Origin of the sequence: Shewanella vaxholmensis, assembly GCF_031932135.1 — a bacterium.
Classification (GTDB): domain Bacteria; phylum Pseudomonadota; class Gammaproteobacteria; order Enterobacterales; family Shewanellaceae; genus Shewanella; species Shewanella hafniensis.
On the sequence record NZ_JAUOEV010000002.1, the window covers coordinates 74,714 to 99,656 of the forward strand.

Genomic DNA, 24,943 nt, shown 5'->3' on the forward strand with positions numbered 1-24,943 from the left:
CTGTTGCGGGTAAATTCAAGGGCAAAGCGTGGTTTTACTCAAAAGAAAAGCATAAAACCAACCCGCAACGAGTGCGGGTTGGTTTTATTGCCATCGCTTAGCGCGACTTAAGCGACTTGCTGATTTTCCGGTGTTTTGGGCGTGCCATGGTGGCCATCACGCTTCCAATCCACATCTAACAACTCTGCGCCGCTCAGGCTAAATGCTTGGCCAAAACCTTTCACGTAAAGACCCTGATGGGGCGCGAGCTTGTATAAGTTAAAATCGGTTAATGCCGCAAGGTTATCGGACATTTCGCCAAAACGGGCCGATAACACACTAACGCCCTTGATAAAGGCGGGCGTATCGCGGGGCACGGCCTCGGCAATCGCATCGAAGGTCAAACGCTTGCGAGCAAAAACCGATTTGGCCGCGGTTTCATCCTCAACTAGCATCACAGAGACCTTAGATGAGTGCTTTAAGTTATGACCATGACGGGCTAAGTCACTCACCAGAATATAAAAACCATCATCGGCCAGTGCGAAGGGTGCATAACTCGCATTAGGCTGGCCATCAGTGCCTAGTGTGGCCAGTTGTAAGGTTTCCCTTTGCTGTTTAAAGGCCTCAATCTCAGGTAAAAGCTTGTCTCTTAAACGTTGTTCTTGTTCGGTCATTTCAGGCTTCATTTGCTGTGTTCCTTAAATATTGTCGTTAATGCTGCAATTTAGAGGTGTGATTACACCGACGCAAAGGCAGTCGCGAGCGCTTTAAATTGGCGAACTTGCTCAGGAAACAGCGCTCTTTGTTTATCACGACCTAAATACACTTTGAACACGACCTCCCCTTCGCTGCCGAAGAAGTTAATCGAATGGCTCTCGCTGCCTCTAAAAGGTCTGCTGATCAAAGCGATGCCGCGCATGGCTTCTAGTTTGAGATGCCCGTGCAAACCGTCGCCCTTGCTGTAGAGGTTGTAATAACCGTGGGCGTATTTTCCCTCGGGAAAATCCCCTTTAAATTCAAATACACTGCCCGACAACATCACAATAGTGGTTAACTTTCCCCATTCGGGTAAGGCTTGCAGTAATGTATCGAGCTGAGTTAACGGCACAAACACCACTTGTTCGGGCGGCAAGGCGGCAACGACTTCGAGCTCGGCAATGCCTAATTCACTGGCGAGCTGCGCTGGCATTAAATCAGCTTGTTGCTCAAATCGTTGTCGCAGTTGCGTTTGTTGCTCACTTGGCTGATTTTGCTCACTTAGCTGACGTTGCTCAGAGCCTAAATCTGGCGCGACATCGAGCTCGCTATCGAGTGTCATCTTCATTTTACTGTCTCCAGCGGTAGTGACTATTGAGTGGCTTGGCATTAAACGCTGACTCCCGTATACCGCTTGCTCAGATTTAACACTAAGCATTTGCCTTAACGGGAGTCAGCACTTTAATGCTGGGCTTAGAACATATAGCGCGCCGATAACTTCATATTACGACCCGGTTGATACAAGGTTTGCCACGCTTGTTGGTACTTCTCATCGCCGATGTTTTCGATGGCAAAATCCACTCTCACACCCGCCATCGCGCCCATAGTCGGCTCCCACGCAACATACACATCCCATAGGGTGTAATCGTCGTATTTCGCCACTTTGAAGCCATCAGGCGTATTCGACTGCGTCGCCACATAAGTGACGCGAGTGCCGAGTTTCATGTCGCCTTCCATAATGCCTTGGGATAAATCAACGTTAAATTTATTGGCGGGTATACCTTCAATATCGCCGCCATTTTTACGATCTTCACCATGGGTTTGGCCATAATTCATCGCTAAGCGAGTTTGGCCAATTCGGTAACGACCGCTAATTTCAAAGCCAGTTAAACGCGCATCTTCGACGTTATTCCATGAGGTCGTTTGCTCGAACCCAGGAATACCATGCCAAGGATTAGACACTTGCTGCACGATGAAATCGTCCACATCGTTACGGAAGATGTTGAACGTCAAAGCTAATTCATCATCACCGGCTAACTCACTGAAACGTAAGTCTGCTTTGATTTCTTTGTTGCGGGCTTTTTCAGACTTTAGATCCGGATTGGTCGCAAAGGTGTTGCATAGACCTTGGGGCAAAAATCCCGGAATAGGTGGAATGCAGTAATGGGTGCCGCTAGAATACATTTCCTCTACCGAAGGTGCGCGGAAGGCTTGATCGTAACGGGCACTTAAGGTCAACCAAGATTGAGTCTGCCAAACTAGCCCTAGTGATGGCGATAACTCATTATCATCGGAGGATAAATTGAGGTTGTTACTGTCATTTTTAAAGCTGTCATAACGCAGACCCGCATCCAGATTTAATGTCTGAGTCAGCTCAATATCTGCCCGCGTAAAAGCGCCCCATACTGTGGTTTCACCATCGATATTTCCCGGACGCTGGCCCACTTGACCCGAATCATCACGCGTCGTTTCTATGGTATCGCGAAAGCCATCAACGCCGTAGGTCAACAAAGTATTGCCCAAGCGCGAACTGTTATTGAGGTTAATGCCCACAGTGCGATACTCAGTGCTGTCTAGCTGGCCCTTAGTAATACGGTCTTCATCGTAGTCGGTACTGTTCCAATACACTTGCATCTTAGTATCTAGATACGGGTTATTGGCTGGATTGAAACTGTAATCTAAAGTGATATTTTGATCGTCTGTCTTGCGACGCACTAAAGGTATTGAATTACTGGCTGCCGCAGAAGGATTACTTGGCACTAATTCATTGATCTTATTGACTCTCGCAGATAACTCTAAGCGTGACGCCTCATCGGCTTGCCAACCGAATTTAGCTAAACCACTGCTGCCATGGGATGAACTGTTGCTTAGGGTTTCGTCATTACCGGTTTTTATATTGTTTGAGTCGGTGTAAGAGCCGTTTAGTAACCAATCGATACTGTCTTGTTGACCATAAATCGCGCCACTGGTTTTAGTGCGCGAGCCATTGGTTTCATAACCTTGTTTGAAATAGCCACCAAAGGTTTCATTGGGCGCTAAGAAATCCTGCGCTGACTTAGTATTTTGCGCGACGACACCACCCAGTGCGCCACTGCCCCACAAACTACTGGCTGGACCGCGCAGCACTTCAATGGATTTCAGTAACTCAGGGTCCATAAAGTAAGTTGCTCTGTGGCCAGAGCCTGTATTTTGTCTTGCTCCGTCAATAGTCTGCAGTACTCGACTGCCACTTAAACCACGGATTTCAACCCCTTGAGATGAAGCTCTTGGGCCATTCGTTAGCGTAATATTCGCCTCGTTTTTAAGGGCATTAGCCACGGATGATGCTTGAGCTACCGCAAGTTGCTCTTCACCCACCACGGCTACGCTGCGGCTGGTTTCGGAGGCTTTCTCGCTGATGCGGGTTGCACTCACTAACACTTCATCAAACTCTGTCGTAACGAGTTTTTTATCCGCATCACCTTGAACAACAGGCTTAACATTTTCTTCTGCCGCTAACGTAAAACTTAGGGCCGTACTGCTCAGTGCTATCGCCATGGCGATCACTAACGGCTTTTTCTTCATCTCTTCATCCTCAAGTGATAATCAGCTGTTCCCGTGCAATTCAATACTGAGCCCAGAGTCTCTTTCCAGACACCAATCCTTTTGAGATTGAGTCTGTTACAGATGCTCCTTTCCAAATTAGGCTCTTTCAAACTTGAGCCCTTTCCAGACAGAGTCCAAGACAATCAGTACCCATAAAGTAGGATGAATTACCGGTTTAGCTGTTTTTTTAAGCGCTCATTCGAGCTATTGCAGGCACTCTACCTGAGATAACAAAATAGATCAAATGCAAATCATTATCATTTGCGATCTTGTTTATATTGAGATATCTTAATTAGCGAAGATAAATGAGCAGAAGTGCTTTATTAGGAAAAAGAGGTTGCTGTGACACCGAAACGATATCTTGCCTTTGGCGCGTTAACTGTTGCCATACAAACGGGGGTTATCGCCTCGCAACCCGCTATCACTATGCAGCAAAGCGCCCAAGCATCGAGTGTAAATCAAGTGGCGAACGCTCCGAGCGCAAATCGTGTCACCCTTAAATTGGCTGCAACAACAAGCTCTGCAAGCAGCAACGTCAGTATTGAGCCCACTCAAACAGACGCCAAAATAGCCACTGTAAACAGCACAGTGCGAAAAGTATCAACAGCAGAATCTGTCGATAAGACGGTTATCGAGGCGATAAAAAAAACCAAAGCTGATCAAAGAATTGGCAGCCAGTTAGCTAAGAAACCTTCAATCGAAAAAACCACGACTCAAAGTCATCCAGATACAACTCCATCAGGGACGAGCGCTTTAGCACACAAGCGGTCCGAACATGTAGAGCAAGAATTAGAGCTAAAAACAGAGCCTAAAACAGCACAAGAACTAACGGATTTAATTGCTAACACTGCCGAACTAGATGCAAAAACGCCCCAAAATGTAGCCAGTGCAGCATCTGACAATCCCCCTGTTAACGACAGCCTCCAAACCAACATAGTGGAATTAGCCAAACCGCTGTTTGCTACAGCGCCACCACAACCGACTTATCCGCGAATAGCGCGTAAGAAAGGATTCGAAGGCACTGCAACCATAGAAGTGATGTTTAACGAACTTGGCGAGCAACTGGCACTGACGTTAGTCACAAGCTCAGGCTTCAGCCTGCTAGATCAAGCAGCAATCGCTGCGGTTGAAAACTGGCAATTTGCGGCGCCGACGCCAAGGCTAGCGAGTCACTACAAGGTCAGAGTGCCTATTCGTTTTGCGCTTAACTAGCGGGCCTCAATCTTATCGCTGAAAAGCTAGCCATAGGAAAACAAGCAACAGGAAAGCCTGCAGTACGAAAGATAAAGCGCTAAATAGTGAGCCATAGTAAAGCTCACTTTTTGATCCACTCACTGACGTATAAAACTGATTTTTTAATCGATTGGAGAGGCTTAATGCCCATAACTGATTTTTCAACCCTACAAACTCAGCTTGGCGTACTGACTTGGCCCTTATTGTTATGTGCATTTTTGGCCTTGATGATCTACCTTGAACGTAGCGCCTTGTTTTTGCATCAAACTCTGCTATCAATCTGGCCGAAAAAACAGGCTTGGGTAACGTCATTGCGTCAATCAAGATCGACGGCGACCACTGAAAACGTCAGCGCGCTGCTAGCGCAAACCAGCGCACAGCAAGATTTACTCGCCCGTGGCGCGACCTTGTTACTCAAACAAGTCCACCAGCCCAAAGTGCTAAGGGAAGAATTACTCAGTCTGTGGCTCAACAAACAGCAACGCGACTTGCAAGCCGGACTCAAGGTTTTACAAGTAATTGGCATTATCAGTCCATTACTCGGCCTACTTGGCACCGTACTAGGCCTCATCGACATGTTTGCCCAGCTTGGGCAATCACAAGGCCCAGTAACCCCAGCTCAACTCAGCGCCGGACTCGGTCTTGCGATGAACACCACAGCTGCCGGACTCATTATCGCCGTGCCCGCCATTACCGCCGCCCATCTATTTGGCATTTGGGCTCAAGGACAATGTCTGCGCGCAGGGCATGTACTCAATCAACTCAATCTGTGGTTAGCGGGTATCGAAGATATTTCAATCGATAGCAATCAATACCAAGCATTCAGCAAAGTCAGCAACAGCAGCACTGCGCAAAAGTCGGCATTCAACTCTCATTCCCAGATTGAGCCACAGACATGATAAGTGCAGATGCATCACCGCGCTCGCAGGCAGGCATTGCTTCGCCTGAGCAACTTCCGAGCCTAGATTTAACCGCGTTAATCGACATTATTTTTATCGTGTTGGTATTTCTACTGCTGACGGCAAACACCCAACTACTCAGCTTGCCGGTAGATGTGCCGCAAAGCCCAAGTTCGGCCATCACTGCAATCGACAATAAGCCAACGATTGCCATCAATATCATGGCGACAGCGCCTTATTGGGCAATCGATAGTGAGACATTTGATGATTTAGCGACTTTTACCGCCGCGTTTACCGCACATTTTAACACTATGCCGGAGGCGACCGTGATTATTGCCGCAGATAAGGCCGCGCCCGTGGAACCTTTGATGCAACTGCTCGCGCTGTTGCAGACGCAATCCATCAGCCAGACCCAAATATTGATGGAGCATTAGCGCGTTGCCAAGCCCGCTATCTGCCCCCAAAAGCCAAATGAGCAAGCTAAATAATGAGCCAGAGACACAGCTAGTACAGCCTCTCTAGCTAAAGACCAAAACCAACACGAAAAGATGCAGGCAGTAAACCACGACTTTTAACTTACTGATTTTAATCTGCTGAGATTAAAATATTGATTTTTAAAGCAACTATTTTAAATGTCTGATGATTAGAAACAGTATCTAAGCCTGTGGCGAACAAGTTTGTATTAGGAGTTCAACCATGTTGTTTCAAGCAACTAAAATGTCATTAAAAATAGATACTAGCGCCCTTGGCCATCCGCATAAGCCTAAGTGCGCATTTAATCCGTTAAGCCGATTTAAGCCATTAAGCAAAGTGGTATTTATCACCTCAGCATTTGCGGCTTTGCTATCGTCCAGCGCCTTTAGTGCTGAAACGCATTCTGAACATGAGATAAGACTCGTGAGTGCGGGCACGGGCGTCACTGAGCTCGTGCTCGCCCTCGATGCGGGTAATGAGCTGATCGCCATAGATTCCACCAGCTATGTACCTGAAGGTTTAGCCCATGTGGCTAAACTTGGCTATCACAGAATGCTCTCCGCCGAAGGCATTATTGCGCTCTCGCCAACACTCGTTGTCGGCTCGGATGTCATGGGGCCTGAGACCACGCTCAATGTATTAAAACAAGCCAATATCCAAGTTGTGCAATTACCCGCAACGAACGATGAGCCGCAGCTAATGAGCAATGTGGATACCTTAGGTCAATTACTCAATCGTCCTGATAACGCTGTTAAGTTAAAGCAGGACTTACATCAACAACTGCAAAGCTTGGCGGATAAAAAACAGCAAATAAGCGATGCTGGCGCTCAGCCAAAAATCCTCTTTATGCTGCTACAAGAAGGCCGTGGCGCACGGGTCGGCGGTAAAGGCACTGCCGCTGATACTATTATCGCGCTATCAGGCGCACAGAATATCGCCGAGTTTGATGGCTACAAAAGTATGTCTCAGGAAGGGATTTTGTCCTTGCAGCCCGACATTATCTTGCTGTCAAAGCGCAGCGATAAACCCGCCGAGCAAACCAACGCGCAAATTGCCCAAGAACTGATAAAAGAGATGCCGCTACTTGCCCATACCCCCGCGGGTAAAAACGGCCATATTCAAACGCTGGCGCCACAAGCGCTTCTCGGCGGCTTAGGCATCAGTGCCATTAGCGCCGCCGATGCGCTCGCCAGCACATTGCTCAAGCAAAATCAGTAGCCTGCATAGAAATTAATACAGTCACTCATCAGGGCGCTCATGTTGATTATATGAGTCACTTATTTGAATGGCTTGTATGAGCCACTAATCGGACTCGCTGATTAGCACAACTGACTCACACAACAGATTAATCACCTGATAAAAATAGAAAGGATAGTTGAGATGTTCCTCAATCGCTGGCTCTGGCCCGGTTTAGTCACACTGTTAGCCCTAAGCTGCTTACTCTCGGTCAGCACAGGGCCTGTCAGTATCAGCCTAGTGGATGCCCTAAGCGCAGTGCTTAATTGGGCGACCCAGCAAAACATCGGCAATATTGCGCCCCACGAACAACTGGTAGTCAACACTGTTCGCTTGCCGCGGACATTATTGGCACTGGCGGTGGGCGCCACGCTCGCTCAATGCGGCGCAGTGATGCAGGGACTGTTTCGTAATCCCTTGGCGGATCCCGGTATTATCGGGGTGTCATCTGGCGCAGCTCTTGGCGCGGCCATCTGTATCGTGCTGTTACCCAATGCAAATCCATTCATGATCCCCATCAGTGCCTTTGTATCGGGTTTAATCACCACCCTTGTTGTCTATCGCCTCGCCAGTAGCCCAACCGGAACATCGGTCGTGTTATTACTACTGTCGGGGGTCGCTATTGCAGCACTGGCAGGCGCAGGAATTGGCATGCTCACGTACCTTGCCAACGACATGGCGCTACGTGACTTAACCTTGTGGCAGATGGGCTCGATAGCAGGTGCGCAGTGGATGTATGTCAGCCTGTGTCTCGTGACTTTAGCATTACTAAGCTGGCTATTTCGCCAAGATGCGGCGGCGCTCAATGCCTTATTGCTTGGCGAATCCGAAGCGCGCCACTTAGGGATAGATGTCGATAGGCTCAAGCTTCGACTTATTTTACTTTGCGCCTTAGGCGTTGGCGTAAGCGTCGCAGCGACCGGAATTATTGGCTTTATCGGCCTAGTGGTACCGCATTTAGTGCGGATGATGTTAGGGCCAGATCATCGCCAACTGCTGCCCATCAGCGCCCTTTTAGGTGCAGCCCTATTAGCCTTAGCCGATATCGGCGCTCGCGCCTTCTTGCCGCCAGCAGAGTTACCGGTTGGGTTAGTGACCGCGCTCATCGGTGCGCCATTCTTCATCTTCTTACTACTGCAACAACGCAGTAAGCTCATCTAAGCGAGGCGTTATGACTGCCACTTCCTATGCCAAATCAGAATCAAGATCAGATTTTGAATTAGCACCTAGAGCACATCTAACTCATTCAGCTAATGCACAGTTTGAGCGCACTGAGCTCTGCATTAGTCAGCTCGATGTCAGCATTGGGCAGAAAACGGTGCTCAGCGATATTAATGTGCAATTTAAACCCGGTGCAGTAACCGCCCTACTCGGCCCCAATGGCGCGGGGAAATCGACGCTACTCAAAGCCCTTTGCCAAGAAATCAGTACGCCAAGGCAATGTATCCGCCTAGGCCATAGCCAACTGGCGGATTGGCCCAGGCGCGAACTGGCAAAATCCTTAGCCGTACTGCCACAACACGCCAGTCTCACGTTTCCCTTCACAGTATCTGAAGTGGTCTCTATGGGTCTTTACCCCTTAACTATTAGTCATAAAGAGGGGGAAACCTTAGTTGCCGAGCAGCTAGCGCAAGTGGGCTTAACCCATCTGGCTAAGCGCAGTTATCCAACCCTCTCCGGCGGCGAAAAACAGCGAGTCCAGCTCGCCCGCGTCTTGACTCAACTCAGTCAATCGCCGTTCCCGCCCATACTATTACTGGATGAGCCAACATCGGCATTAGATCTCGCCCAGCAACACAGAGTGCTTGAGTTAGCCCAACACTTAGCTCATCAACAGGCGTACACTGTGATAGTGGTATTGCATGATCTCAACCAAGCCGCTCGCTATAGCGATCAATTAATCGTATTAAAACAAGGGCGAATCGTAAGCGAAGGCGCGCCAGCTGAGGCCTTGTCGGTCAATACCATTCGGGAAGTATGGGACTATGAACCTGTGTACCTTGCTGCTCCACAGGGTGGACATCCGCTGATTTTTTAATGAAATGAAGATATTGGCTGTAAGTTTTAATGTCTAATGTGGGTATAATCTGGCAATAACATATTGGGCCCGCTTTTGACTAACGAATGAGCGAGCAGCTTCGCGGGCATATTGGCTCTCGTATTCACGAGTATATTTCAGCCGCAGGCGCGTTAACTCAAGCCGCATTAACTCAAACGGCAACAATTTAGGCAACTTCCAGATGAAACCCACTATCTCGACAGAAACTCAGCAAGAAGCACTGGCCGCAGCCAAAGCCACTCAAAAGCCAGGACAAACTAAAGAGCAAACTAAGCTCATTGCCCAAGGGATTGAAAAAGGCATCGCCGAGTATAAAAAACTGCTTAAAGCTAAAGCCCGTGAGCGGGATAAAGCCCGTAAACAACAGTTGAAAGCAAAAACTCGCACAGTGAACGACATAGATAATCTAGACGATGCTGACGAGATCATCGACTCCCAGAGTCAGTTCACCCGAGCCACTTGGGTTGCTATCGCTCTACTCGTGCTAAGTTGGGCAGGATTTGCCGCCTATTATGTTATGACGTGATTGCCGAACTCAGAATTTACCGCTTCATGCTGCCGTTTCGCCACTCTCAACAACACCAATCAGATCGGCGATTTCAGTGAGATGGGTATCAACCCATGCACTACTGATTGGGCCCCATGTCACTATGCGGTAATAACCTGCATTGTTACGACTGCCTTCCTGGACAAACTCGACTCGAATACCTATATCCTCAAATGCGGCGATGGCATCCTGTAAGGTGCGGCGCGGCATTCCAGTTAACTTATTGAGTGATAATAGATTATGGCGGTCATCATCCATCAAATGCGCTAAATAAAGCTTACGCAAAAACGCCTTATGTTGCTTCGTAACTTGTTGCGATACCGGCATTGAAGATGACATAGAAAGACCTGCCTAGAGACTAAAGTAATTATCATCAAAACTACTTTATATTCAGGCAATAAGGCAATAGCCAGCACTAAATACTTACGAAAGATGATCAGTTTTTCTGCTAACCTATCTCTCCTAAATCAAGCAAAACAACTTGTCATTATCCCCCAACAACTGTTATTTCTAACAGCACTCATCACCTATGAAGGGACGCTAAAATGAGCCAGACAATCACAGCCGAACAAGTACTGACATTTTGGTTTGAAGAAATTGAACCAAAGCTTTGGTGGATTAAAGATGTTGAATTTGATGCACAAATCAAACAACGCTTCGGGGATGTATTAGTCCAAGCTAAGCGTGGAGAGCTTTCCCATTGGCGAGTCACGCCCCAAGGCCGATTAGCCGAGATCATAGTGCTCGACCAATTCTCCCGTAATATTTACCGAGATACGCCTGCCGCTTTCGAAGCCGATGCCATCGCTTTAGTGCTCGCTCAGGAAGCTGTTGCCCAACAGGTTGATTTAGCTCTCAAACCTAAACAAGTCCCCTTTCTCTTTATGCCCTATATGCACAGCGAGTCGGCAATGATCCATCAAGTTGCGGTTAAACTGTTTAATCGTGAAGCGGCGGTAGCCAACTTAACATTTGAACTGCAACATAAGGCAATTATCGACAGATTTGGCCGCTATCCACATAGGAACGCCATCTTAGGCAGAGAATCGACAGCAGAGGAAATCGCCTTTCTGCGCGAACCTGGCTCATCTTTTTAATTCGCTCATTGTTTAGCGTATTTGAATAAATAAAACCGTGCTGAGTTCACAGACACACTACACTTACTCAATCGAGTCATGGAAAGACTGGCGAGTAACAAACACAGCTGTAAGTGTGTACCGCGGAGGTATTGGTAACTTATGACGCAAAATCTAAATAAGCCAAATAGCTCAGAGGCTCGTTGTAACCGCTTTAAATTGATGGGGTTTCTCACCTTATGCGGCGCTCAGCTTTGCCAAGCAGCAGAAATTAAGATAGGTGTCAGCCTGTCTATTCCACCTTATGTTATCCAAGAAACCAATAGCGGAATCGAACTCGAATTACTAAACCAAGCCCTCGCTGTTAAAGGCCATACCGCTTCTATCCAATACTTACCACTGGCGCGTACATTCCATGAACTCAGGGAAGGTAAACTCGATGGTATCATCAACATTAAAGATGGCATGCTCGACAACGTCTTTTACTCCAATGTTGCGATAACCTACCAAAACTGCGCTATTAGCCTAGAAGATAATAACTTTACTATCAACAACATAGACGACTTAAATAACAAGCAAGTCGTTTCCTTTCAGCGTGCATCATCGTTATTGGGGGAAGAATTTGCCAAAATGGCTAAGGCTAATAGCGGCTACCAAGAACAAGCAAGGCAAGTGCAGCAGGTTTATATGCTGATGAAACACAGGGCCGATGTCGTAGTGATGGATAAAAACATCTTCAAATATTACTTAAAGCAGGCTTACCTTGAGGGAAAACTCACTGAGAAAGATTTAAAACAACAGGCCATTTGCCACAAAATATTTCCACCAACAGAATACAAGTTTGCCTTTCTCAGTGAACAAATTCGGGATGATTTTAATGTGGGACTCAAACAAATTACCCAAGATGGTAGCTTAGTGGCCTTGCAGGAAAAGTATCGACGCCTGATGTCCTTCGAGACTGAAGCTGAGGCGTCGACCAAATTAACAGAACCTAAAATCATTAAAAACGATTCTTACTAAGTCTTATCTAAGCGCTTTATTTCACCACCAGCACAGGGCACTTAGCATACTTAACAATATCTTGTGTGACATGTGGCTTTAAAAAATCCGCTAAACCGCTGCTACCATGACTAGCAATCACCACCATACCTACATCGACGGCTTCCGCTAAAATCTCATCAATCGCATCACCATGACGCACCACGAGCTTGATATTGAGCCCCTCGGTGAGGCCTTGTTGCATTTCCTGCTGTATGCTTTGCATTTTTGCATCGACAAAAGCTTGCAGCTCATTTTCCAATGTGGCGGGAATATCAACCGCAATACCATAGCAATGGGCGCCACGGGCAGGACTTGTCACATGCAACAATCGAATATCAACATGATAAAGATTAGCCATTTCAACCGCATATTTGAGCGCATGGGCTGCGGTGGATGAAAAATCCGTAGGGCATAACACTTCTTGAGTACGCATAAGCTTATCCATCATTTGAGTTTTAATCAGGCTATCTATTAAAGCCAAAATACCACTAATTTATAGTAGTTAGCTATGCTTCTTGCGTACCCATTTCAATTAAATATTCTTTATCAATCAAAAAGAAAGGACGCAATAAGCGTCCTTCGGGTTTATTGAGTCAAGCTACTAACTCAGTTATTTCACCACCAGCACAGGACAAGCCGCACCGTTAGCGACCGCTTCTGCGACATTAGTATGTAAAAAATGCGAAATCCCAGTTCGGCCATGGCTCGCTATCACCACCATGCCAATATCTTTACTGTTGGCCTCTTCTAAAATTTGATACACAGGATCGCCACGGCGGATCAAGGTCGTGACAGGAAGCTCAGTGTTTAACCCGGCTAACAGCGCCTGCATCTTAATTGCGGCCGCGTCCTCCATGCTCTTAGCCAACTCTTCTGGAGTGATCGATAGAATCATAAAGTTTTCATCACCGATCGGCTGTTCAACTACATGTAAAATTTTGAGTCCTACATGGTATAGATTAGCCATTTCAATGGCATAACTCAGTGCATGGGCCGCAGTTTCCGAAAAATCTGTGGGCCAGAGTATTTGACCTGTACGCATATTCTGTACTCCTTCTATGATGCTAATGGATTACTGAGTAACTAGTCTTTTAACCAAGCAACGGCGTCGCCATTATCAACAAAAAATCTGACCTCAGCAGGCGTAAACCAGTTTGCCAATTTAGCCAACACTTCCTGCAGAGTCGTTTTGCCGACTATGGCTATTTTCTCGAAATGACGAATATGCTTCACCCCAAGTTTCAGATCATCCCAAGCAGCCTGTAATTCCAAGCCATCTAACTCGGTCACATCCACTAAGGCGAAGATATCAGGATCTTTTACGCCCGCCAGTGCCGACTCCAACACTGGCACCATCATTTCGTAGTCTTGATGAGTTAAAGTACCGATGGCCTTAAAGGCAACAAAAAAATCATCATCACCATAGCGTTCAATACCAATCGTAATTCCGTGCTTTAACAATGCCATACATACTCCTTATGCAACAACCCTTGAATTAGTGTAAAAGCTAACGCCTCAATAAGCCGTGATCTTGCTCAAAAATACATCAGATAACTTGCACCATCTCACTAAGCAAGCTAGGATAAACCGACTAATCAGTCGGTACTGATTTAATAAAAGACTCAATCGAGACGATTAGTTAAATAAAGTACCGAATAAGACTCAGCCTACCATTTCCCTTGGAGCGACCACTATGAATATGGCCACCGAACAGCTTAATGCCTCGCCACTGACTCAATTGCTCCAACGCCAACGCAGCAGTTATTTAGCGGCGCCGAATCCAAACTACGCTACGCGAGTGGAGCAATTAACTCGACTTAAAGCGGCCATACTGCAATTTAAAACGCCTTTAGTCGAAGCCTTAAGCCAAGACTATGGCCATAGATCGATTGATGACAGCCTAATATCAGACATTATGCCAGTCATCAACAACATCAATTACAGTTTGAAAAATCTAAAAAAATGGCTCAAACCCAGCGCTCGCCATGCGGGGATCTTGCTCGCCCCAGCCAAAGTCACTGTGCATTATCAGCCTGTGGGCGTTATCGGCATCATAGTGCCGTGGAACTTCCCCGTCATGCTATCAATTGGCCCGCTAGTGACCGCCATCGCGGCGGGTAATCACGCCATGCTAAAAATGTCCGAATTCACCCCTGCGACTAACCAAGTGATCAAACAACTACTGGCACACGTCTTCGATGAGTCCCACGTGGCAGTTGTAGAAGGTGAAGCCGATGTCGCCGCAGCGTTTTCAGCCCTACCCTTTGATCATTTACTCTTTACCGGCTCGACCACAGTTGGCCGTCATGTGATGCGCGCCGCAGCCAATAATCTCACCCCAGTGACACTCGAATTGGGCGGTAAATCGCCAGTCATTATCGCCCCCGATATGCCGCTTGAGATAGCAGTAGAACGAATGATTTATGGTAAGTGTTTGAATGCCGGACAAATCTGCGTCGCACCGGATTATGTTCTATGTCCAAAATCAAAAGCGGATGAATTTATTGCCGCCTACCGAACTAAATTTAATGCCATGTACGGCGCGATAAACCACAACAAAGACTACGGCAGCATCATTAATACCCGTCAGTTTGACCGCTTGATGACAGTGCTCGGCGACGCGAAAGCTAAGGGTGCCCATGTTATTTCGGCGACAGACGAAGCTATCGATAGTCAACATCGTAAACTCGCCACTCAGCTAATCACTCACACCAATGAAGATATGCTATTGATGCAAGAAGAAATTTTTGGCCCATTGTTACCGATTATTAGCTACGACACCTTAGATGAAGCGATTCAGTACATCAACCACAGAGCAAGACCGCTAGCGCTGTATGTGATGAGTTTCGATGAGCCAAATCAGCAAAAAATCCTCCAGCAGACCCATTCTGGCGGCGTGTGCATTAACGAAACAGTGTTCCATGTCGCCGCCGACGATGCGCCCTTTGGCGGAATCGGTCCATCGGGCATGGGGCATTACCATGGCAAGGAAGGATTTTTAACCTTCAGCCACGCTAAAACGGTACTCAGCCGAGGTCGATTCAACACAGGTAAATTTGTGCACCCGCCCTATGGCACTGTTATCCAGCGCATCTTGATGAAGCTATTTTTACGCTAATCATTGGGGGATAAATCTTGAATCAGCCATTAACGCCGCAACCCATTAAAACCATGACAGATAAGCGCCAAGCCATTCTCGACACGGCCTTAGCACTCTTTGTCAGCCAAGGGTTTCATGGCACGTCCACCGCTTCGATAGCTAAGCAAGCAGGTGTAGCAACGGGCACCTTGTTCCATCATTTTCCTTCCAAGGAAGCCTTGATGGAATCTTTATTTCTTACCATAAAACAAGAGTTTGCCGATGCCTTGCTGTTGAACACTCATAATGGCAGCGATCTAAAGCTCAATGCCCTACAACTATGGCAAAGTGCGATTGATTGGTCGCTGGATAACCCTGTCAAACAGCTGTTTTTTCAGCAATATTCAATGTCGCCCATGATTGCCGCTAAGGTGCGCGATCAGGCGATGAACAGCATCTTAGGCTTTATTAGCGAACTGATTAAGCAAGGACAAATAGAAGGATTAATCGCCCACTATCCGCAGGAGCTGATGCTAGAAAACTGCCATGGCCAATATCTGGCGGCAACCCGATTCTTTATCGATAATCCGCACTTAGGCACGAATAAAACGTACCGCGATGCCAGTTTTGAACTGTTTTGGAAGGCCATGCAAGCGGACTAACACCACACAACCCACAACACTGCCAACGTCCACCCACTGCAGAAATTAATCCAATAAAAAACCGAGTCAGTTTAACTGGCTCGGTTTTCTTTTACGTATTCACACATATAGTGACTAAGAGTTAAAGCAGAGGCCTGCTTTCAGCGATATCTAACTCCGACGTCTAGCGCCTAACTCTGACTCAATTCCTGCGCTTTCTCGACTGGCTGGGTGACTTGAGTAGGACTCCAGTAGCCTTGCTTAATGCCCTTATCAATCAGCTCAGCGACCGCTAATTCAATGGCTTGCAACACGCAAAACTGCACTGGCTCATTGGTAGTAAAGCCGATTTCAGCCTCGGCGAGGCGATTTAAACTAGTGTAACGGAATAAACCCGCACGCATTTCTTGGGATAAAACACGTTTGCTAGTCGAGACCGACATCATCACTTTACCTGTGTGCACATCAACGGCGCGCAGATAAATGGTCACCTGATCTTCACGGTACATTTCCGAAGCGCCAATGCCGTAGTATTCGACACCACTACCGCCTGTGCTGGTGTTAGTCTCATAGCTAATGACGCCACCTTCGAGTAACAATCTGGCGGTGGATAATACGGGCACATCATCACCCTTAGTACCGCTCTGTTTATTACTGATCTTGCGCTCAGTCAGCAGGTTTTGTAGCCCTTCACGTTCCACTGGGGTAAACCATTTAGAATCGAGCAAGGTCTGCATCAACATCGAGGTTGCGCCCTGAGTCACGGCGGTCGAAAACGAACTCACGTTCGCCTGTGGTTTATATTGGCCAGTTTGATCGCGAAAGGAATACACGGCTACTGGGATGGGGAACTTAGGTCCAGGTTGAGTTTGCAACCCACGCATCACTTCACTCAAGGGGTTAACCTCGGCAGGCGTGATATTTAAATCGGGTTTTGGGATCAAGCTACAGGCCGACATGCTTAACAGCAATAAACTCACTAACACTAGACGGGCCATTAGTTGACTCCTCCGAATGTTGGCATTTCAATCACAGTGACTTCACCGGTTTCAGTATTAGTAATAGTTAGCATCACGCCATTTCCCGTAGAAGCCACTTCAATCCGAAAATCACCGGTATCGTAAACACCGTCGGTAATTTCACCATCGGCGACGCCACGGGTGATCGAGTTAATGATATTACGCTCTAGGGATTCTTTAAAACGGGTGACAAAGTCCTTCTCGGTAGAGGTAGATTTATTGTCATTCTGCGCTTGGGCTTTATTTAATAGAAAAGCCCCATTTTGTGGATTGCCGCCAAAGCTGGGATTCACTGGCGTATAGATCAATTCAGTGGCTTGGCCACTGCTTGCCACACATAGCGTGACAAGGGCAAGTAACGTCCTGTATGTCATTATTATTATCCTAAAAATCGTCCGATGTTCCTGAAAAATCACCTGTTATTGCATTGGCTCTGACTTGCGCTAAATAATCAATCGTGATCAAAATCGCCTGCTCTGCACTCTCTTTAACCGGATTTGCACGACGACCAAAATGGGTAGTGTAAATCCGTGTTCCGTTGACTTCTAAGCTTAAAACCGTCCCCGCCTGCGGAAACACTGTCTCATACAAGGTCACGTTAAAGCCTTGGGTAAAGGGCAGCTCGCGCCAATAGCTTGAGTAGTAGAAGCCAAAATCCTTACCAAACCGAGTCAAGGTTCTATCTATCACTAAGCCACTAATTTCAATGTCGTTGTCGGCAAGAGTGATAGGGGAAGCCAGCAGCAGGAATGGACATAAAACGTAAGTAAGCAGACGCTGTTTTAACTGTTTCACTTATCCCTCCTTTACCTTTTAATCGAACCTTAAAACCGCGCCAACCTCTGTTTTCACAACGGGAGTTTTAGCGTCAATTTTCGATAAAGCAGGTTAACAGGGTTAAAGATCTCCCGTCATTATGCGAGGGGGCAAATTAGCCCGAAGAGCTAAGGTAAAATGGCAAAAATAGCCCATTTGGCTAATACGCTAAGAGGCGGTTAAGGCAAGAGTCATAGGGTCAACGAACGGATCAAGAGGCAATAAAAATGCGACCCTAAGGTCGCATTGCGGTATTGATACAAGGCATGGGGATTATTGTGGCAACCACAGCCGAACCAACAGGCCACCGTCGCTACGATTATGCATGCTAATACTGCCATCGTGGGCTTCGATAATTTCACGGCACAGAGGTAATCCAAGCCCAGTACCCGATTGTTTCGTCGAGTAAAACGGCAACAGCGCTTGCTCTAAGACTTCGCCAGACATGCCAGTACCGCGATCCTCGATCGCAATGCTAAAACCTGCACCATCCACTAAGGTTTGCTGCCGAATCGACAGGGTGACATCCTCTGGGTTTGAACCCGATTCATGGGCGTTTTTAAGCAAGTTGAGTAGCACTTGCTCCATCTGTCCTTGGTCGAAATAACCATCGTTTTCAGGCAAATCATGCGTAAGTTTAAAGGGATAATGCTGGGTTAACTGAGTCGTAAATTGCCCCCAATTCACCTGACGTCGCTGCGGGAGCGGCAGCTTAGCAAAGCGGGCATAGTTGAAGATAAACTGACTCAGATGGCCAGTGCGATTCTCTATGGTATCGAAAATCAGCTTAAGTTTTGGATTATCCAGATCTTTAGTCAGTAAACGCCCCGAGTTCACCATAGAGGCGATGGGCGCCACTGAGTTATTAAGTTCATGGCTAATAATGCGGATCACTTTCTTCCACACTGCCACCTCTTGACGATTAAGCTCACGGGTCATCTGCTTGAGCAATATCAAGTTATGTTGTTGGTTATTCAATAAAAATTGGCCACGACTCAGATACCAAGTTTCCACATCATCTTCGCCCATAGCAAAGAGGCCGTTCTTTTCATGTTTAAGCGCCAAGGCCAATACCTCGGGCAAGTCCAGCAGCAATTCATCTAGGCTCAAGCCTTCCATTTTGCCCTTTTTATGGAATAGGTGACGCGCCGCATCGTTGGCGTAAATGAGCCGCTGATGGTCGTCGAGCAATAACATCACGTTGGGAGAGCTTTGGATCACCTTATCCAGCAATAACTCACGCTGGTAAATGTATTGCCTTTCTTGGCGCAATTTTGCCGCAGAATGATTAAATAACTGGGCCAAGGTTTTGAGCTGACCTTCACCATACTCTTGAATACTCACGCTAAAGTCATTATCGCTAAAGTTCAGTAGACCTATTTCGAGGGAGTCCAAACTACGACCCAGATGCCGTGTTAACCAAGCGACACTTAGACCACACGCTCCACAAGCGAGCAATAACACCAGCAAACCTTCACCTAAGGTTAAACTCGAGACTCGCTCGTTGTCTGCTATTTCAGTGGGTGCCACAGGGGATGTTGGGGCTTTGGGCGGTAAAATCGAGAGCGGTTCTACTCGTAAAGGCTCTGCAATATGGGCGCTGAAATTAAACTGCCCTTCTTTAAGTTGTTCTAACTTGAAGAGTTTTATTTGTAACTGTTCTTGCTTAAGCTGTTCAAGTTTTTGCAGTTCAGCCTTAATCTGCTCGGTCCTCTGGCGCGCTTGCATTGCTGCCGCTAACTGCAATTGTTCAGTATTTTTAAGGGCAAGCTCAATGGCAGCAGTGGTTTTTTCCAGTTCAGCAAAGTCGAGTTGTACATTCACATCGGGGATTTCGATTGCCTTAGATGTGGCGACAGCCGAAGTTTCAGGTGAGATATATTTCACTAAGGCAAAACTAAGCAAGACGCCAAACGCGCAGCAAACCATTGAATAAATGATTAGTTTAGTTCGAATTAACACTCACATTCCTTAATCGATAGCCTTTCTGTGGCCTAGCATCTGAGACTTAGTATCTGTTTCCTAGAAGCTGGGACCTAGCATCTGTGGCCTATGACTTATCTAAACCAAACTTATCCATGCGCCGATACAGCGCCTGACGACTGAGCCCAAGCGCTTTGGCGACCCGAGCAATCACGCCATGGTGCTGTTTTAGCGCCGCTTCGATATCTTCTCGACTCACTTCTATCGCCTCATTGGCAGACAGTGCTTGACCGCGGTCAGAGTTATCAGCAAAAGTGACATTAGCGGGAATAGAATCAGACGCATAAGCTGGCTGAGGATCAGATTGTCGCTGATCAAAGCGTCGAGGCTCAGAAGCTGCCGAAATATGGGAAGTAGCTCTTACGACACTCACGACAGGTGCTAAACCAAAGTCAGCTTCGGTCAACACATGACTTTGCGCCAACAATACCGCTCGCTTACAGGCATTCTCAAGCTCGCGTACATTTCCCGGCCAGCGATGGTGCAATAACGCCTGCAATGCCGGTTTACTCAAGCTAAAATCGCTGCCGATAAAATGCTGCACTAAAGGTAAGATATCGTCGGTACGTTGATTCAGCGGCGATAGCGCCAGTTCGATAACATTTAAGCGGTAAAACAAATCTTCACGAAAACGCCCTTCGGCAATATCTTGGGCCAGATCCGCATTGGTCGCACTGATCACCCGCACTTTCACTTTTTGGGTTTTATGGCTTCCTAAGCGTTCAAATTCACCGGTTTGCAGCACCCGCAGTAATTTCACTTGGCCAGATAAGGGCAAGTTACCGATTTCATCTAAAAACAGTGTGCCGCCGTCGGCCGCTTCAAAGCGACCAATACGCGCTTTAGTTGCGCCCGTAAAAGCCCCCGCCTCGGCACCAAACAATTCTGCCTCTAATAAATCCATCGGTAAGGCGCCGACATTGACCTTGATAAAGGGTTTGTTTTTTAAGGGAGAATTAGCATGGAGAATATCGGCAAGCTTGTCTTTACCTGCGCCATTGGGGCCAGTGATTAAGACTGACACATCGGATCGCGCCAGTTGCAAGGCTAAATCAATGCAACGCTGCATCGCGCCGCTGCCAAAGACAATCCCGCAGAGGTCCGCATCGGCGATCGCCACTTGGCGTTGATGATTCACCCGCTCGAGACGATGGTTAGCACGGGAGAGTTTATAAAGCGCAATCAAATTGGTGATGCTATTGAGTACCTTAGCGTCATCCCAAGGTTTACCCATATAATCGGCCGCGCCCGCTTTCACTAATTCAACTGCGGTTTCGAGTTGGGTCCACGCCGTCATCAAAATGATCGGCAGATCCCCTTGGCGTTCACGCAGGGCGTAAAACAGCTGCTTGCCTTCCTCACCCGACGTGGTATCCCGAGTAAAGTTCATATCTTGGATCACTAAATCCACATCTTGCGTCGCCAATAACCCAAGGGCGTCCTCCGGGCTATGGCAAGTCAGCACCCGATAATCATTGAGTTCTAGCATCAAACCTAGGGCTTGGCAGATGGCATGATTGTCGTCGACGATGAGGATAGTATCCATAAGTGTGAGTGTTGTCCTATATAAAACTATTAACCGTAAAGTAACAAAAAGTGCAATAACATCCTATTGTTATCGCACTTTTATCGGGCTTTTATCGTACCTTGAGTGACATCAAATATTTCGCTATACGCTGCGGGTTGCCGTTGCTGGCGAAATATTTGCCGCCTTACGCGCCGGTAAGTAAACCGCTAACGTGGTAACAATAAACAAACCTGCCACAGTAAATAATGGGTAGCTTAAGTCCAACATAGGCAAGCTATAGATTTTCATTAACTGTTGGCCTAACTGTATCGCTAACAAGCCGCCCAGCACGCCTCCCGCTAAGCAAATCAAATAGTTCTCCACGAGGAAGTAACTGATAATATCCCGCTTTTTAGCACCTAATGCGCGGCGGGTACCTATCTGCTTAGTGCGGCGCTGGATATTAAACATCACCATACCGGTTAAACCGAGCGAGGTGATCAGCAGCAGCAACACTACCATCATGATCAACACGGTAATCATCAATTTATGATCGCGGTATGAGCTATCTTTTAAGGCCTCAATGGACTTAAAACCATCGAGAACTCGGTTAGGATTCTCGGCCAGCAGCGCTTTTTTTATCGCATCTTTAAGCTCGGTGTGGTGCTCAGGTTTGGCCCGAACCATGTAAGAACTGCTGCCATAATCCACATTTTGAATCACACTGTTTTCAAGGCTAGAACTGTCAATCCACGCGCCTTGCAGTTTATCGACAACCCCTATCACAGTGATCTGTGCATCTTTACCCTCGTACAACACTTTGCCAAGTGGTGATTCATCAGGCCAAATCGCTTTCGCTAACGCGCTGGAGATGATCGCTAATCGGCTCGGGCTATCGAGATTGTCCTTAAGTTCATGGGGGTAAAAGTTACGCCCTTCAATCAGCTTAAGGCCTAAGGTCTCAAGGGTGTGATCTGTCCCTAAGTACATGGCAAATTGCGGTGTCGATTTAGCGCTATCCGGATCGGGCCCCAGATTGAAGGTGCTCGACCAGCCGCCACCGCTTAATGGCAACATATTGGTTGAGGTCGCATCAATCACATTGGGTAGCCCACGTAAAATTTGCTGATCAATTTTGTTTTGCGCGGTTTTATCGATCAATGGATCGAAGTTGAACAAGCTAAAGGTCAAGACTTCAGACTCTTCGACTCCCGAAACGCGCTGCATCAGGGCTAAACGCTCCTGAATAATAAAGCTCGCGTTCGCCACAATTGCCACAGACAAAATAATCTGAATAAGCAGTAAGACAGGACCGCTTTTACTGCGCAACAAACTGCTGAGAATAGGTTTAATATGTAACATAATAAGTCCCTTACTGGCTTTTCAGATAAACGCTAGGTTTAGTCCGGCACACGACCCACGCGGGATACAAGCCAGCCAACAAGGCTGTGCCTACCGCAATACTAGGAGTGATAATCCACATACTCGCCGATAAATGGGTTAACCCCTTCGAGACCTCAAACTGTGCCGATAAGCCGTAAAGTGACGCGTAGGCCCAAGCGAGTCCCAGTAAGCCGCCTAATAAACCTATCATGCCTACTTCCACCATATATTGAGCGAAGATTTGGGCTCGGCTAGCACCGATTGCGCGGCGTACCCCAACTTCAGGCGCTCGCTTGAGGAACTTAGTGAGCATTAAACCTAATATATTGACTAAACAAACACTTAAAAATAGTACGCTCAAGCCAACCAAGATTTTATTGTCTTCGGGCACCACATTATTGTATTCAAGCCAAGTCGCGACATCGGAGACTTTGACTGAGTCAGCGGCAGATTTTTTATCGGTAAAGCGGCCCAATGCTTTTTGCTCTGCGACATAATTACTGAGCCAAGAACGGTAACTGGCTACTGCGTCTTTATTTGGCAACTCAACCCAATACAGCAACCACACTTTTTCAGAGTTAAGGCGATCGCTGTAACTATTCATCGTCTCAAACTTCCAACCCGAAGTATTACCCCATACATCAAACTCTTCGATAGGCGTCAGCGAAAACGGCACAAAAATTTGTTCCGTGTCGTTAAAGGCACCGTTAGTGGGATCATAATATTTAGGCTTAGGGTCCCAGGTTTTAATCACCCCAACCACTTGATAAGGTTTACGATTAAGATAGATAACCTTGCCAACACTGTTTTGACCCGCAAACAACTTTTGATTGAGTTTATCGTTAATCACCACTTGATAAGCAGGTTCAGTGTCAACGGATTTATCCCACACATTGCCATATAAAAATGGCACGTCAAACAGCTTAAAAAAGTCGCTATCTGTCACTCGAATGCTTTCTAAAATAGGCGCGAAATTGACATCCTCAGTTTGCAGCGCCATCCCAGTGCGAAACATCGCCGCTTGGCGTTTAGGTAAGGTATTGTTGCGCAAATTCATCGCATCTTGATAAGTCACTAACGAGTTAAGCTCATCCCAAGAATCGGGACCTTGGCTCCAAAGTTGTACCGCATTTAACTCATCAGAGCGTTCACCCGCGGGATTAAATGACATCATCTTGTACACGTTTAACGTGGTGATTGTGATACCAATACCAATCGAAATCGCCAACACCATCAACAGCGAGAGCGCGGGGGTTTTCTTAATGCTGCGCCAAGCTAAATCAACATAATAAAAAAACATAATGCGTATCCTTAGTCAGCGTTGGCGACAAGTTTGTCTAATGGGTGCTGGGTCGCTGCAGTTTGCACACTGCCATGGGGCTGATACATAGTAAAATCACACACTTGACCATCGACGATTTGAATATTGCGCTGGGCACGGCGAGCGAGTTCAGGGTCGTGCGTCACCATGATAATGGTCGTGCCCGCTTGATTGATATTTTCAAGTAATTCCATCACTTGGCGCGCCATTAAGCTGTCGAGGTTACCCGTTGGTTCATCGGCGAGCAGAAAACGCGGTTCACCGGCTAATGCGCGGGCAATCGCCACCCTTTGTTGCTGTCCGCCCGAAAGCTGAGTGGGAAAATGCTTGAGTCGTGAGGCTAAACCCACTTGTTCTAATGCTTGTTGTACGCGGCGTTGGCGTTCCTTGGCATTAAAACCACGGTAGCGCAGCGGCACTTCAATATTCTCAGCCAAGTTAAGGTCGGGAATTAAGTTAAAACCTTGGAAGATAAAGCCGATTTTCTCGTTACGAATGGCGGCGCTCTTGTTATCGCTCAGGTTAGACACGTTGATGCCATCGAGAAAATAATCACCGTGGGTAAAACCTTCAAGCAAACCCGCGATATTTAAAAACGTGGTTTTACCTGAGCCAGAAGGACCCGTTACCGCAACAAACTCGCCTTCATTCACTTCGAGGTTAAAATCGCGCAGGGCGTGGGTTTCCACTAAATCCGTTTTAAAAACCTTGCTCACACTCTTCATTGATAACATGTTAATTTCCTTAAAATAATCAAATCAATTTTACGCCCTGACGCTGCATCTAAACGACGTGATGCATGGCAGCGTCATCAGCCGAAAAATGGCTTAACGACAGATTCTACAAGCCACACAAAAACGCCCAATATAAGGTCGGCACTTTCGAGTGAAACCTCACCCACTTGGCGAACCTCCTCCAATGGATTGGTCCATTCCAAGATATTCAGTCCAAGGAAAAACCAGCTATTGGCTTCACCGATACTCAACTCCACCGCGACCACCAGTAGCAGTAAGGCCAACACGCCAAACATTTTTGATGACATCAACACACTGAAATCAAATTGTTCATCACGCATATTCGGCTCCTATT

At 47.1% G+C, this 24,943-nt stretch carries 27 protein-coding genes; 11 read left to right on the forward strand and 16 right to left on the reverse strand.

What is annotated here, in order from left to right; translation table 11 throughout:
* Positions 1–107: 107 nt before the first annotated feature.
* The 3 genes from hutZ to Q4Q46_RS02430 all read right to left on the reverse strand — a co-directional run bounded on the left by hutZ (position 108) and on the right by Q4Q46_RS02430 (position 3,519).
* Positions 108–665 carry a heme utilization protein HutZ gene (gene hutZ, locus Q4Q46_RS02420; RefSeq protein WP_115335335.1) on the reverse strand — a complete coding sequence of 186 codons (558 nt, stop codon included), beginning with the start codon at positions 663–665 and terminating at the stop codon, positions 108–110.
* A gap of 50 nt (positions 666–715) precedes the next feature.
* Positions 716–1,303 carry a heme utilization cystosolic carrier protein HutX gene (gene hutX / locus Q4Q46_RS02425; RefSeq protein ID WP_371824897.1) on the reverse strand — a complete coding sequence of 196 codons (588 nt, stop codon included), beginning with the start codon at positions 1,301–1,303 and terminating at the stop codon, positions 716–718.
* 125 nt (positions 1,304–1,428) lie between these two features.
* Positions 1,429–3,519 carry a TonB-dependent hemoglobin/transferrin/lactoferrin family receptor gene (locus Q4Q46_RS02430; RefSeq protein WP_226059282.1) on the reverse strand — a complete coding sequence of 697 codons (2,091 nt, stop codon included), beginning with the start codon at positions 3,517–3,519 and terminating at the stop codon, positions 1,429–1,431.
* 363 nt (positions 3,520–3,882) lie between these two features.
* Between Q4Q46_RS02430 and Q4Q46_RS02435 the strand changes: the two genes are divergently transcribed.
* From Q4Q46_RS02435 to Q4Q46_RS02465, 7 genes are all read left to right on the forward strand, one after another.
* Entirely contained in the window at positions 3,883–4,752 is an 870-nt protein-coding gene (locus Q4Q46_RS02435) for an energy transducer TonB (RefSeq protein ID WP_311905119.1), read from the forward strand.
* A 164-nt stretch (positions 4,753–4,916) separates the two neighbouring features.
* Entirely contained in the window at positions 4,917–5,672 is a 756-nt protein-coding gene (locus Q4Q46_RS02440) for a MotA/TolQ/ExbB proton channel family protein (protein ID WP_311905120.1), read from the forward strand.
* A complete protein-coding gene (locus Q4Q46_RS02445) occupies positions 5,669–6,106 on the forward strand; it encodes an ExbD/TolR family protein (RefSeq protein ID WP_063883735.1) in 438 nt (145 codons plus the stop codon). Before Q4Q46_RS02440 ends, Q4Q46_RS02445 begins: the two co-directional genes overlap by 4 nt.
* Positions 6,107–6,368: 262 nt before the next feature.
* Positions 6,369–7,364 (forward strand): hemin ABC transporter substrate-binding protein, encoded by a 996-nt coding sequence (locus tag Q4Q46_RS02450; RefSeq protein ID WP_311905121.1) that lies wholly within the window; start codon positions 6,369–6,371, stop codon positions 7,362–7,364.
* Between the two features lie 162 nt (positions 7,365–7,526).
* Positions 7,527–8,543: a FecCD family ABC transporter permease gene (locus Q4Q46_RS02455; protein ID WP_012588394.1), complete on the forward strand. Its 1,017-nt coding sequence runs from the start codon at positions 7,527–7,529 to the stop codon at positions 8,541–8,543.
* Between the two features lie 10 nt (positions 8,544–8,553).
* The gene (locus Q4Q46_RS02460) at positions 8,554–9,420 is read left to right on the forward strand and encodes a heme ABC transporter ATP-binding protein (protein WP_311898966.1); all 867 of its coding nucleotides are present in this window, start codon (positions 8,554–8,556) and stop codon (positions 9,418–9,420) included.
* Positions 9,421–9,622: 202 nt separating this feature from the next.
* Positions 9,623–9,967 carry a DUF2956 domain-containing protein gene (locus Q4Q46_RS02465; RefSeq protein ID WP_268650328.1) on the forward strand — a complete coding sequence of 115 codons (345 nt, stop codon included), beginning with the start codon at positions 9,623–9,625 and terminating at the stop codon, positions 9,965–9,967.
* 24 nt (positions 9,968–9,991) lie between these two features.
* On the opposite strand, the gene Q4Q46_RS02470 is transcribed toward Q4Q46_RS02465, so the two are convergent.
* Positions 9,992–10,327, reverse strand: coding sequence for a winged helix-turn-helix domain-containing protein (locus Q4Q46_RS02470; RefSeq protein WP_300477461.1), 336 nt, complete (start codon positions 10,325–10,327; stop codon positions 9,992–9,994).
* 206 nt (positions 10,328–10,533) lie between these two features.
* On the opposite strand from Q4Q46_RS02470, the gene Q4Q46_RS02475 reads away from it, so the two are divergent.
* Together Q4Q46_RS02475 and Q4Q46_RS02480 are read left to right on the forward strand one after the other, a co-directional pair.
* Positions 10,534–11,085 carry a DUF924 family protein gene (locus tag Q4Q46_RS02475; RefSeq protein ID WP_106649659.1) on the forward strand — a complete coding sequence of 184 codons (552 nt, stop codon included), beginning with the start codon at positions 10,534–10,536 and terminating at the stop codon, positions 11,083–11,085.
* A 141-nt stretch (positions 11,086–11,226) separates the two neighbouring features.
* A complete protein-coding gene (locus Q4Q46_RS02480; RefSeq protein ID WP_261272099.1) occupies positions 11,227–12,084 on the forward strand; it encodes a substrate-binding periplasmic protein in 858 nt (285 codons plus the stop codon).
* A 16-nt stretch (positions 12,085–12,100) separates the two neighbouring features.
* On the opposite strand, the gene Q4Q46_RS02485 is transcribed toward Q4Q46_RS02480, so the two are convergent.
* The 3 genes from Q4Q46_RS02485 to Q4Q46_RS02495 all read right to left on the reverse strand — a co-directional run bounded on the left by Q4Q46_RS02485 (position 12,101) and on the right by Q4Q46_RS02495 (position 13,572).
* Positions 12,101–12,538 (reverse strand): universal stress protein, encoded by a 438-nt coding sequence (locus tag Q4Q46_RS02485; RefSeq protein WP_106649657.1) that lies wholly within the window; start codon positions 12,536–12,538, stop codon positions 12,101–12,103.
* Between the two features lie 177 nt (positions 12,539–12,715).
* A complete protein-coding gene (locus tag Q4Q46_RS02490; protein ID WP_126491301.1) occupies positions 12,716–13,147 on the reverse strand; it encodes a universal stress protein in 432 nt (143 codons plus the stop codon).
* 41 nt (positions 13,148–13,188) lie between these two features.
* Positions 13,189–13,572, reverse strand: a complete 384-nt coding sequence (locus Q4Q46_RS02495; RefSeq protein WP_063883744.1) for a SpoIIAA family protein — start codon at positions 13,570–13,572, stop codon at positions 13,189–13,191.
* A gap of 226 nt (positions 13,573–13,798) precedes the next feature.
* Between Q4Q46_RS02495 and Q4Q46_RS02500 the strand changes: the two genes are divergently transcribed.
* Positions 13,799–15,223 (forward strand): coniferyl aldehyde dehydrogenase, encoded by a 1,425-nt coding sequence (locus Q4Q46_RS02500; RefSeq protein ID WP_311905122.1) that lies wholly within the window; start codon positions 13,799–13,801, stop codon positions 15,221–15,223.
* 17 nt (positions 15,224–15,240) lie between these two features.
* Positions 15,241–15,846 carry a TetR/AcrR family transcriptional regulator gene (locus tag Q4Q46_RS02505; protein ID WP_311905123.1) on the forward strand — a complete coding sequence of 202 codons (606 nt, stop codon included), beginning with the start codon at positions 15,241–15,243 and terminating at the stop codon, positions 15,844–15,846.
* Between the two features lie 170 nt (positions 15,847–16,016).
* Here the strand turns inward: Q4Q46_RS02505 and Q4Q46_RS02510 are convergent, their stop codons facing one another.
* From Q4Q46_RS02510 to Q4Q46_RS02550, 9 genes are all read right to left on the reverse strand, one after another.
* Entirely contained in the window at positions 16,017–16,823 is an 807-nt protein-coding gene (locus Q4Q46_RS02510) for a CsgG/HfaB family protein (protein ID WP_311905124.1), read from the reverse strand.
* Positions 16,823–17,218 (reverse strand): curli assembly protein CsgF, encoded by a 396-nt coding sequence (locus tag Q4Q46_RS02515; RefSeq protein ID WP_106649655.1) that lies wholly within the window; start codon positions 17,216–17,218, stop codon positions 16,823–16,825. The genes Q4Q46_RS02510 and Q4Q46_RS02515 overlap by 1 nt, the downstream gene beginning before the upstream one ends.
* A gap of 10 nt (positions 17,219–17,228) precedes the next feature.
* The gene (locus tag Q4Q46_RS02520; protein WP_012088448.1) at positions 17,229–17,639 is read right to left on the reverse strand and encodes a curli production assembly/transport protein CsgE; all 411 of its coding nucleotides are present in this window, start codon (positions 17,637–17,639) and stop codon (positions 17,229–17,231) included.
* Between the two features lie 294 nt (positions 17,640–17,933).
* On the reverse strand, positions 17,934–19,622 hold the full coding sequence (locus Q4Q46_RS02525) for a sensor histidine kinase (protein ID WP_311905125.1): 1,689 nt from the start codon (positions 19,620–19,622) through the stop codon (positions 17,934–17,936).
* An 88-nt stretch (positions 19,623–19,710) separates the two neighbouring features.
* A complete protein-coding gene (locus Q4Q46_RS02530) occupies positions 19,711–21,189 on the reverse strand; it encodes a sigma-54-dependent transcriptional regulator (protein WP_311905126.1) in 1,479 nt (492 codons plus the stop codon).
* A 123-nt stretch (positions 21,190–21,312) separates the two neighbouring features.
* Positions 21,313–22,512: an FtsX-like permease family protein gene (locus Q4Q46_RS02535; protein WP_311905127.1), complete on the reverse strand. Its 1,200-nt coding sequence runs from the start codon at positions 22,510–22,512 to the stop codon at positions 21,313–21,315.
* A 10-nt stretch (positions 22,513–22,522) separates the two neighbouring features.
* Positions 22,523–23,833: an ABC transporter permease gene (locus Q4Q46_RS02540; RefSeq protein ID WP_311905128.1), complete on the reverse strand. Its 1,311-nt coding sequence runs from the start codon at positions 23,831–23,833 to the stop codon at positions 22,523–22,525.
* An 11-nt stretch (positions 23,834–23,844) separates the two neighbouring features.
* On the reverse strand, positions 23,845–24,588 hold the full coding sequence (locus Q4Q46_RS02545; RefSeq protein ID WP_311905129.1) for an ABC transporter ATP-binding protein: 744 nt from the start codon (positions 24,586–24,588) through the stop codon (positions 23,845–23,847).
* 77 nt (positions 24,589–24,665) lie between these two features.
* Entirely contained in the window at positions 24,666–24,929 is a 264-nt protein-coding gene (locus Q4Q46_RS02550; RefSeq protein ID WP_311905130.1) for a hypothetical protein, read from the reverse strand.
* Positions 24,930–24,943: the final 14 nt, after the last annotated feature.

Bases quoted from the DNA above. Each gene is read 5' to 3' on its own strand.
- Q4Q46_RS02530 (WP_311905126.1), bottom strand. From the start codon at position 21,189: ATGGATACTATCCTCATCGTCGACGACAATCATGCCATCTGCCAAGCC.
- Q4Q46_RS02540 (WP_311905128.1), bottom strand. From the start codon at position 23,833: ATGTTTTTTTATTATGTTGATTTAGCTTGGCGCAGCATTAAGAAAACC.
- Q4Q46_RS02500 (WP_311905122.1), top strand. From the start codon at position 13,799: ATGAATATGGCCACCGAACAGCTTAATGCCTCGCCACTGACTCAATTG.
- Q4Q46_RS02470 (WP_300477461.1), bottom strand. From the start codon at position 10,327: ATGTCATCTTCAATGCCGGTATCGCAACAAGTTACGAAGCAACATAAG.
- Q4Q46_RS02515 (WP_106649655.1), bottom strand. From the start codon at position 17,218: ATGACATACAGGACGTTACTTGCCCTTGTCACGCTATGTGTGGCAAGC.
- Q4Q46_RS02465 (WP_268650328.1), top strand. From the start codon at position 9,623: ATGAAACCCACTATCTCGACAGAAACTCAGCAAGAAGCACTGGCCGCA.
- Q4Q46_RS02445 (WP_063883735.1), top strand. From the start codon at position 5,669: ATGATAAGTGCAGATGCATCACCGCGCTCGCAGGCAGGCATTGCTTCG.
- Q4Q46_RS02550 (WP_311905130.1), bottom strand. From the start codon at position 24,929: ATGCGTGATGAACAATTTGATTTCAGTGTGTTGATGTCATCAAAAATG.
- hutX (WP_371824897.1), bottom strand. From the start codon at position 1,303: ATGAAGATGACACTCGATAGCGAGCTCGATGTCGCGCCAGATTTAGGC.
- Q4Q46_RS02450 (WP_311905121.1), top strand. From the start codon at position 6,369: ATGTTGTTTCAAGCAACTAAAATGTCATTAAAAATAGATACTAGCGCC.
- hutZ (WP_115335335.1), bottom strand. From the start codon at position 665: ATGAAGCCTGAAATGACCGAACAAGAACAACGTTTAAGAGACAAGCTT.
- Q4Q46_RS02510 (WP_311905124.1), bottom strand. From the start codon at position 16,823: ATGGCCCGTCTAGTGTTAGTGAGTTTATTGCTGTTAAGCATGTCGGCC.
- Q4Q46_RS02495 (WP_063883744.1), bottom strand. From the start codon at position 13,572: ATGGCATTGTTAAAGCACGGAATTACGATTGGTATTGAACGCTATGGT.
- Q4Q46_RS02490 (WP_126491301.1), bottom strand. From the start codon at position 13,147: ATGCGTACAGGTCAAATACTCTGGCCCACAGATTTTTCGGAAACTGCG.
- Q4Q46_RS02485 (WP_106649657.1), bottom strand. From the start codon at position 12,538: ATGCGTACTCAAGAAGTGTTATGCCCTACGGATTTTTCATCCACCGCA.
- Q4Q46_RS02455 (WP_012588394.1), top strand. From the start codon at position 7,527: ATGTTCCTCAATCGCTGGCTCTGGCCCGGTTTAGTCACACTGTTAGCC.
- Q4Q46_RS02430 (WP_226059282.1), bottom strand. From the start codon at position 3,519: ATGAAGAAAAAGCCGTTAGTGATCGCCATGGCGATAGCACTGAGCAGT.
- Q4Q46_RS02480 (WP_261272099.1), top strand. From the start codon at position 11,227: ATGACGCAAAATCTAAATAAGCCAAATAGCTCAGAGGCTCGTTGTAAC.
- Q4Q46_RS02460 (WP_311898966.1), top strand. From the start codon at position 8,554: ATGACTGCCACTTCCTATGCCAAATCAGAATCAAGATCAGATTTTGAA.
- Q4Q46_RS02440 (WP_311905120.1), top strand. From the start codon at position 4,917: ATGCCCATAACTGATTTTTCAACCCTACAAACTCAGCTTGGCGTACTG.
- Q4Q46_RS02545 (WP_311905129.1), bottom strand. From the start codon at position 24,588: ATGTTATCAATGAAGAGTGTGAGCAAGGTTTTTAAAACGGATTTAGTG.
- Q4Q46_RS02535 (WP_311905127.1), bottom strand. From the start codon at position 22,512: ATGTTACATATTAAACCTATTCTCAGCAGTTTGTTGCGCAGTAAAAGC.
- Q4Q46_RS02475 (WP_106649659.1), top strand. From the start codon at position 10,534: ATGAGCCAGACAATCACAGCCGAACAAGTACTGACATTTTGGTTTGAA.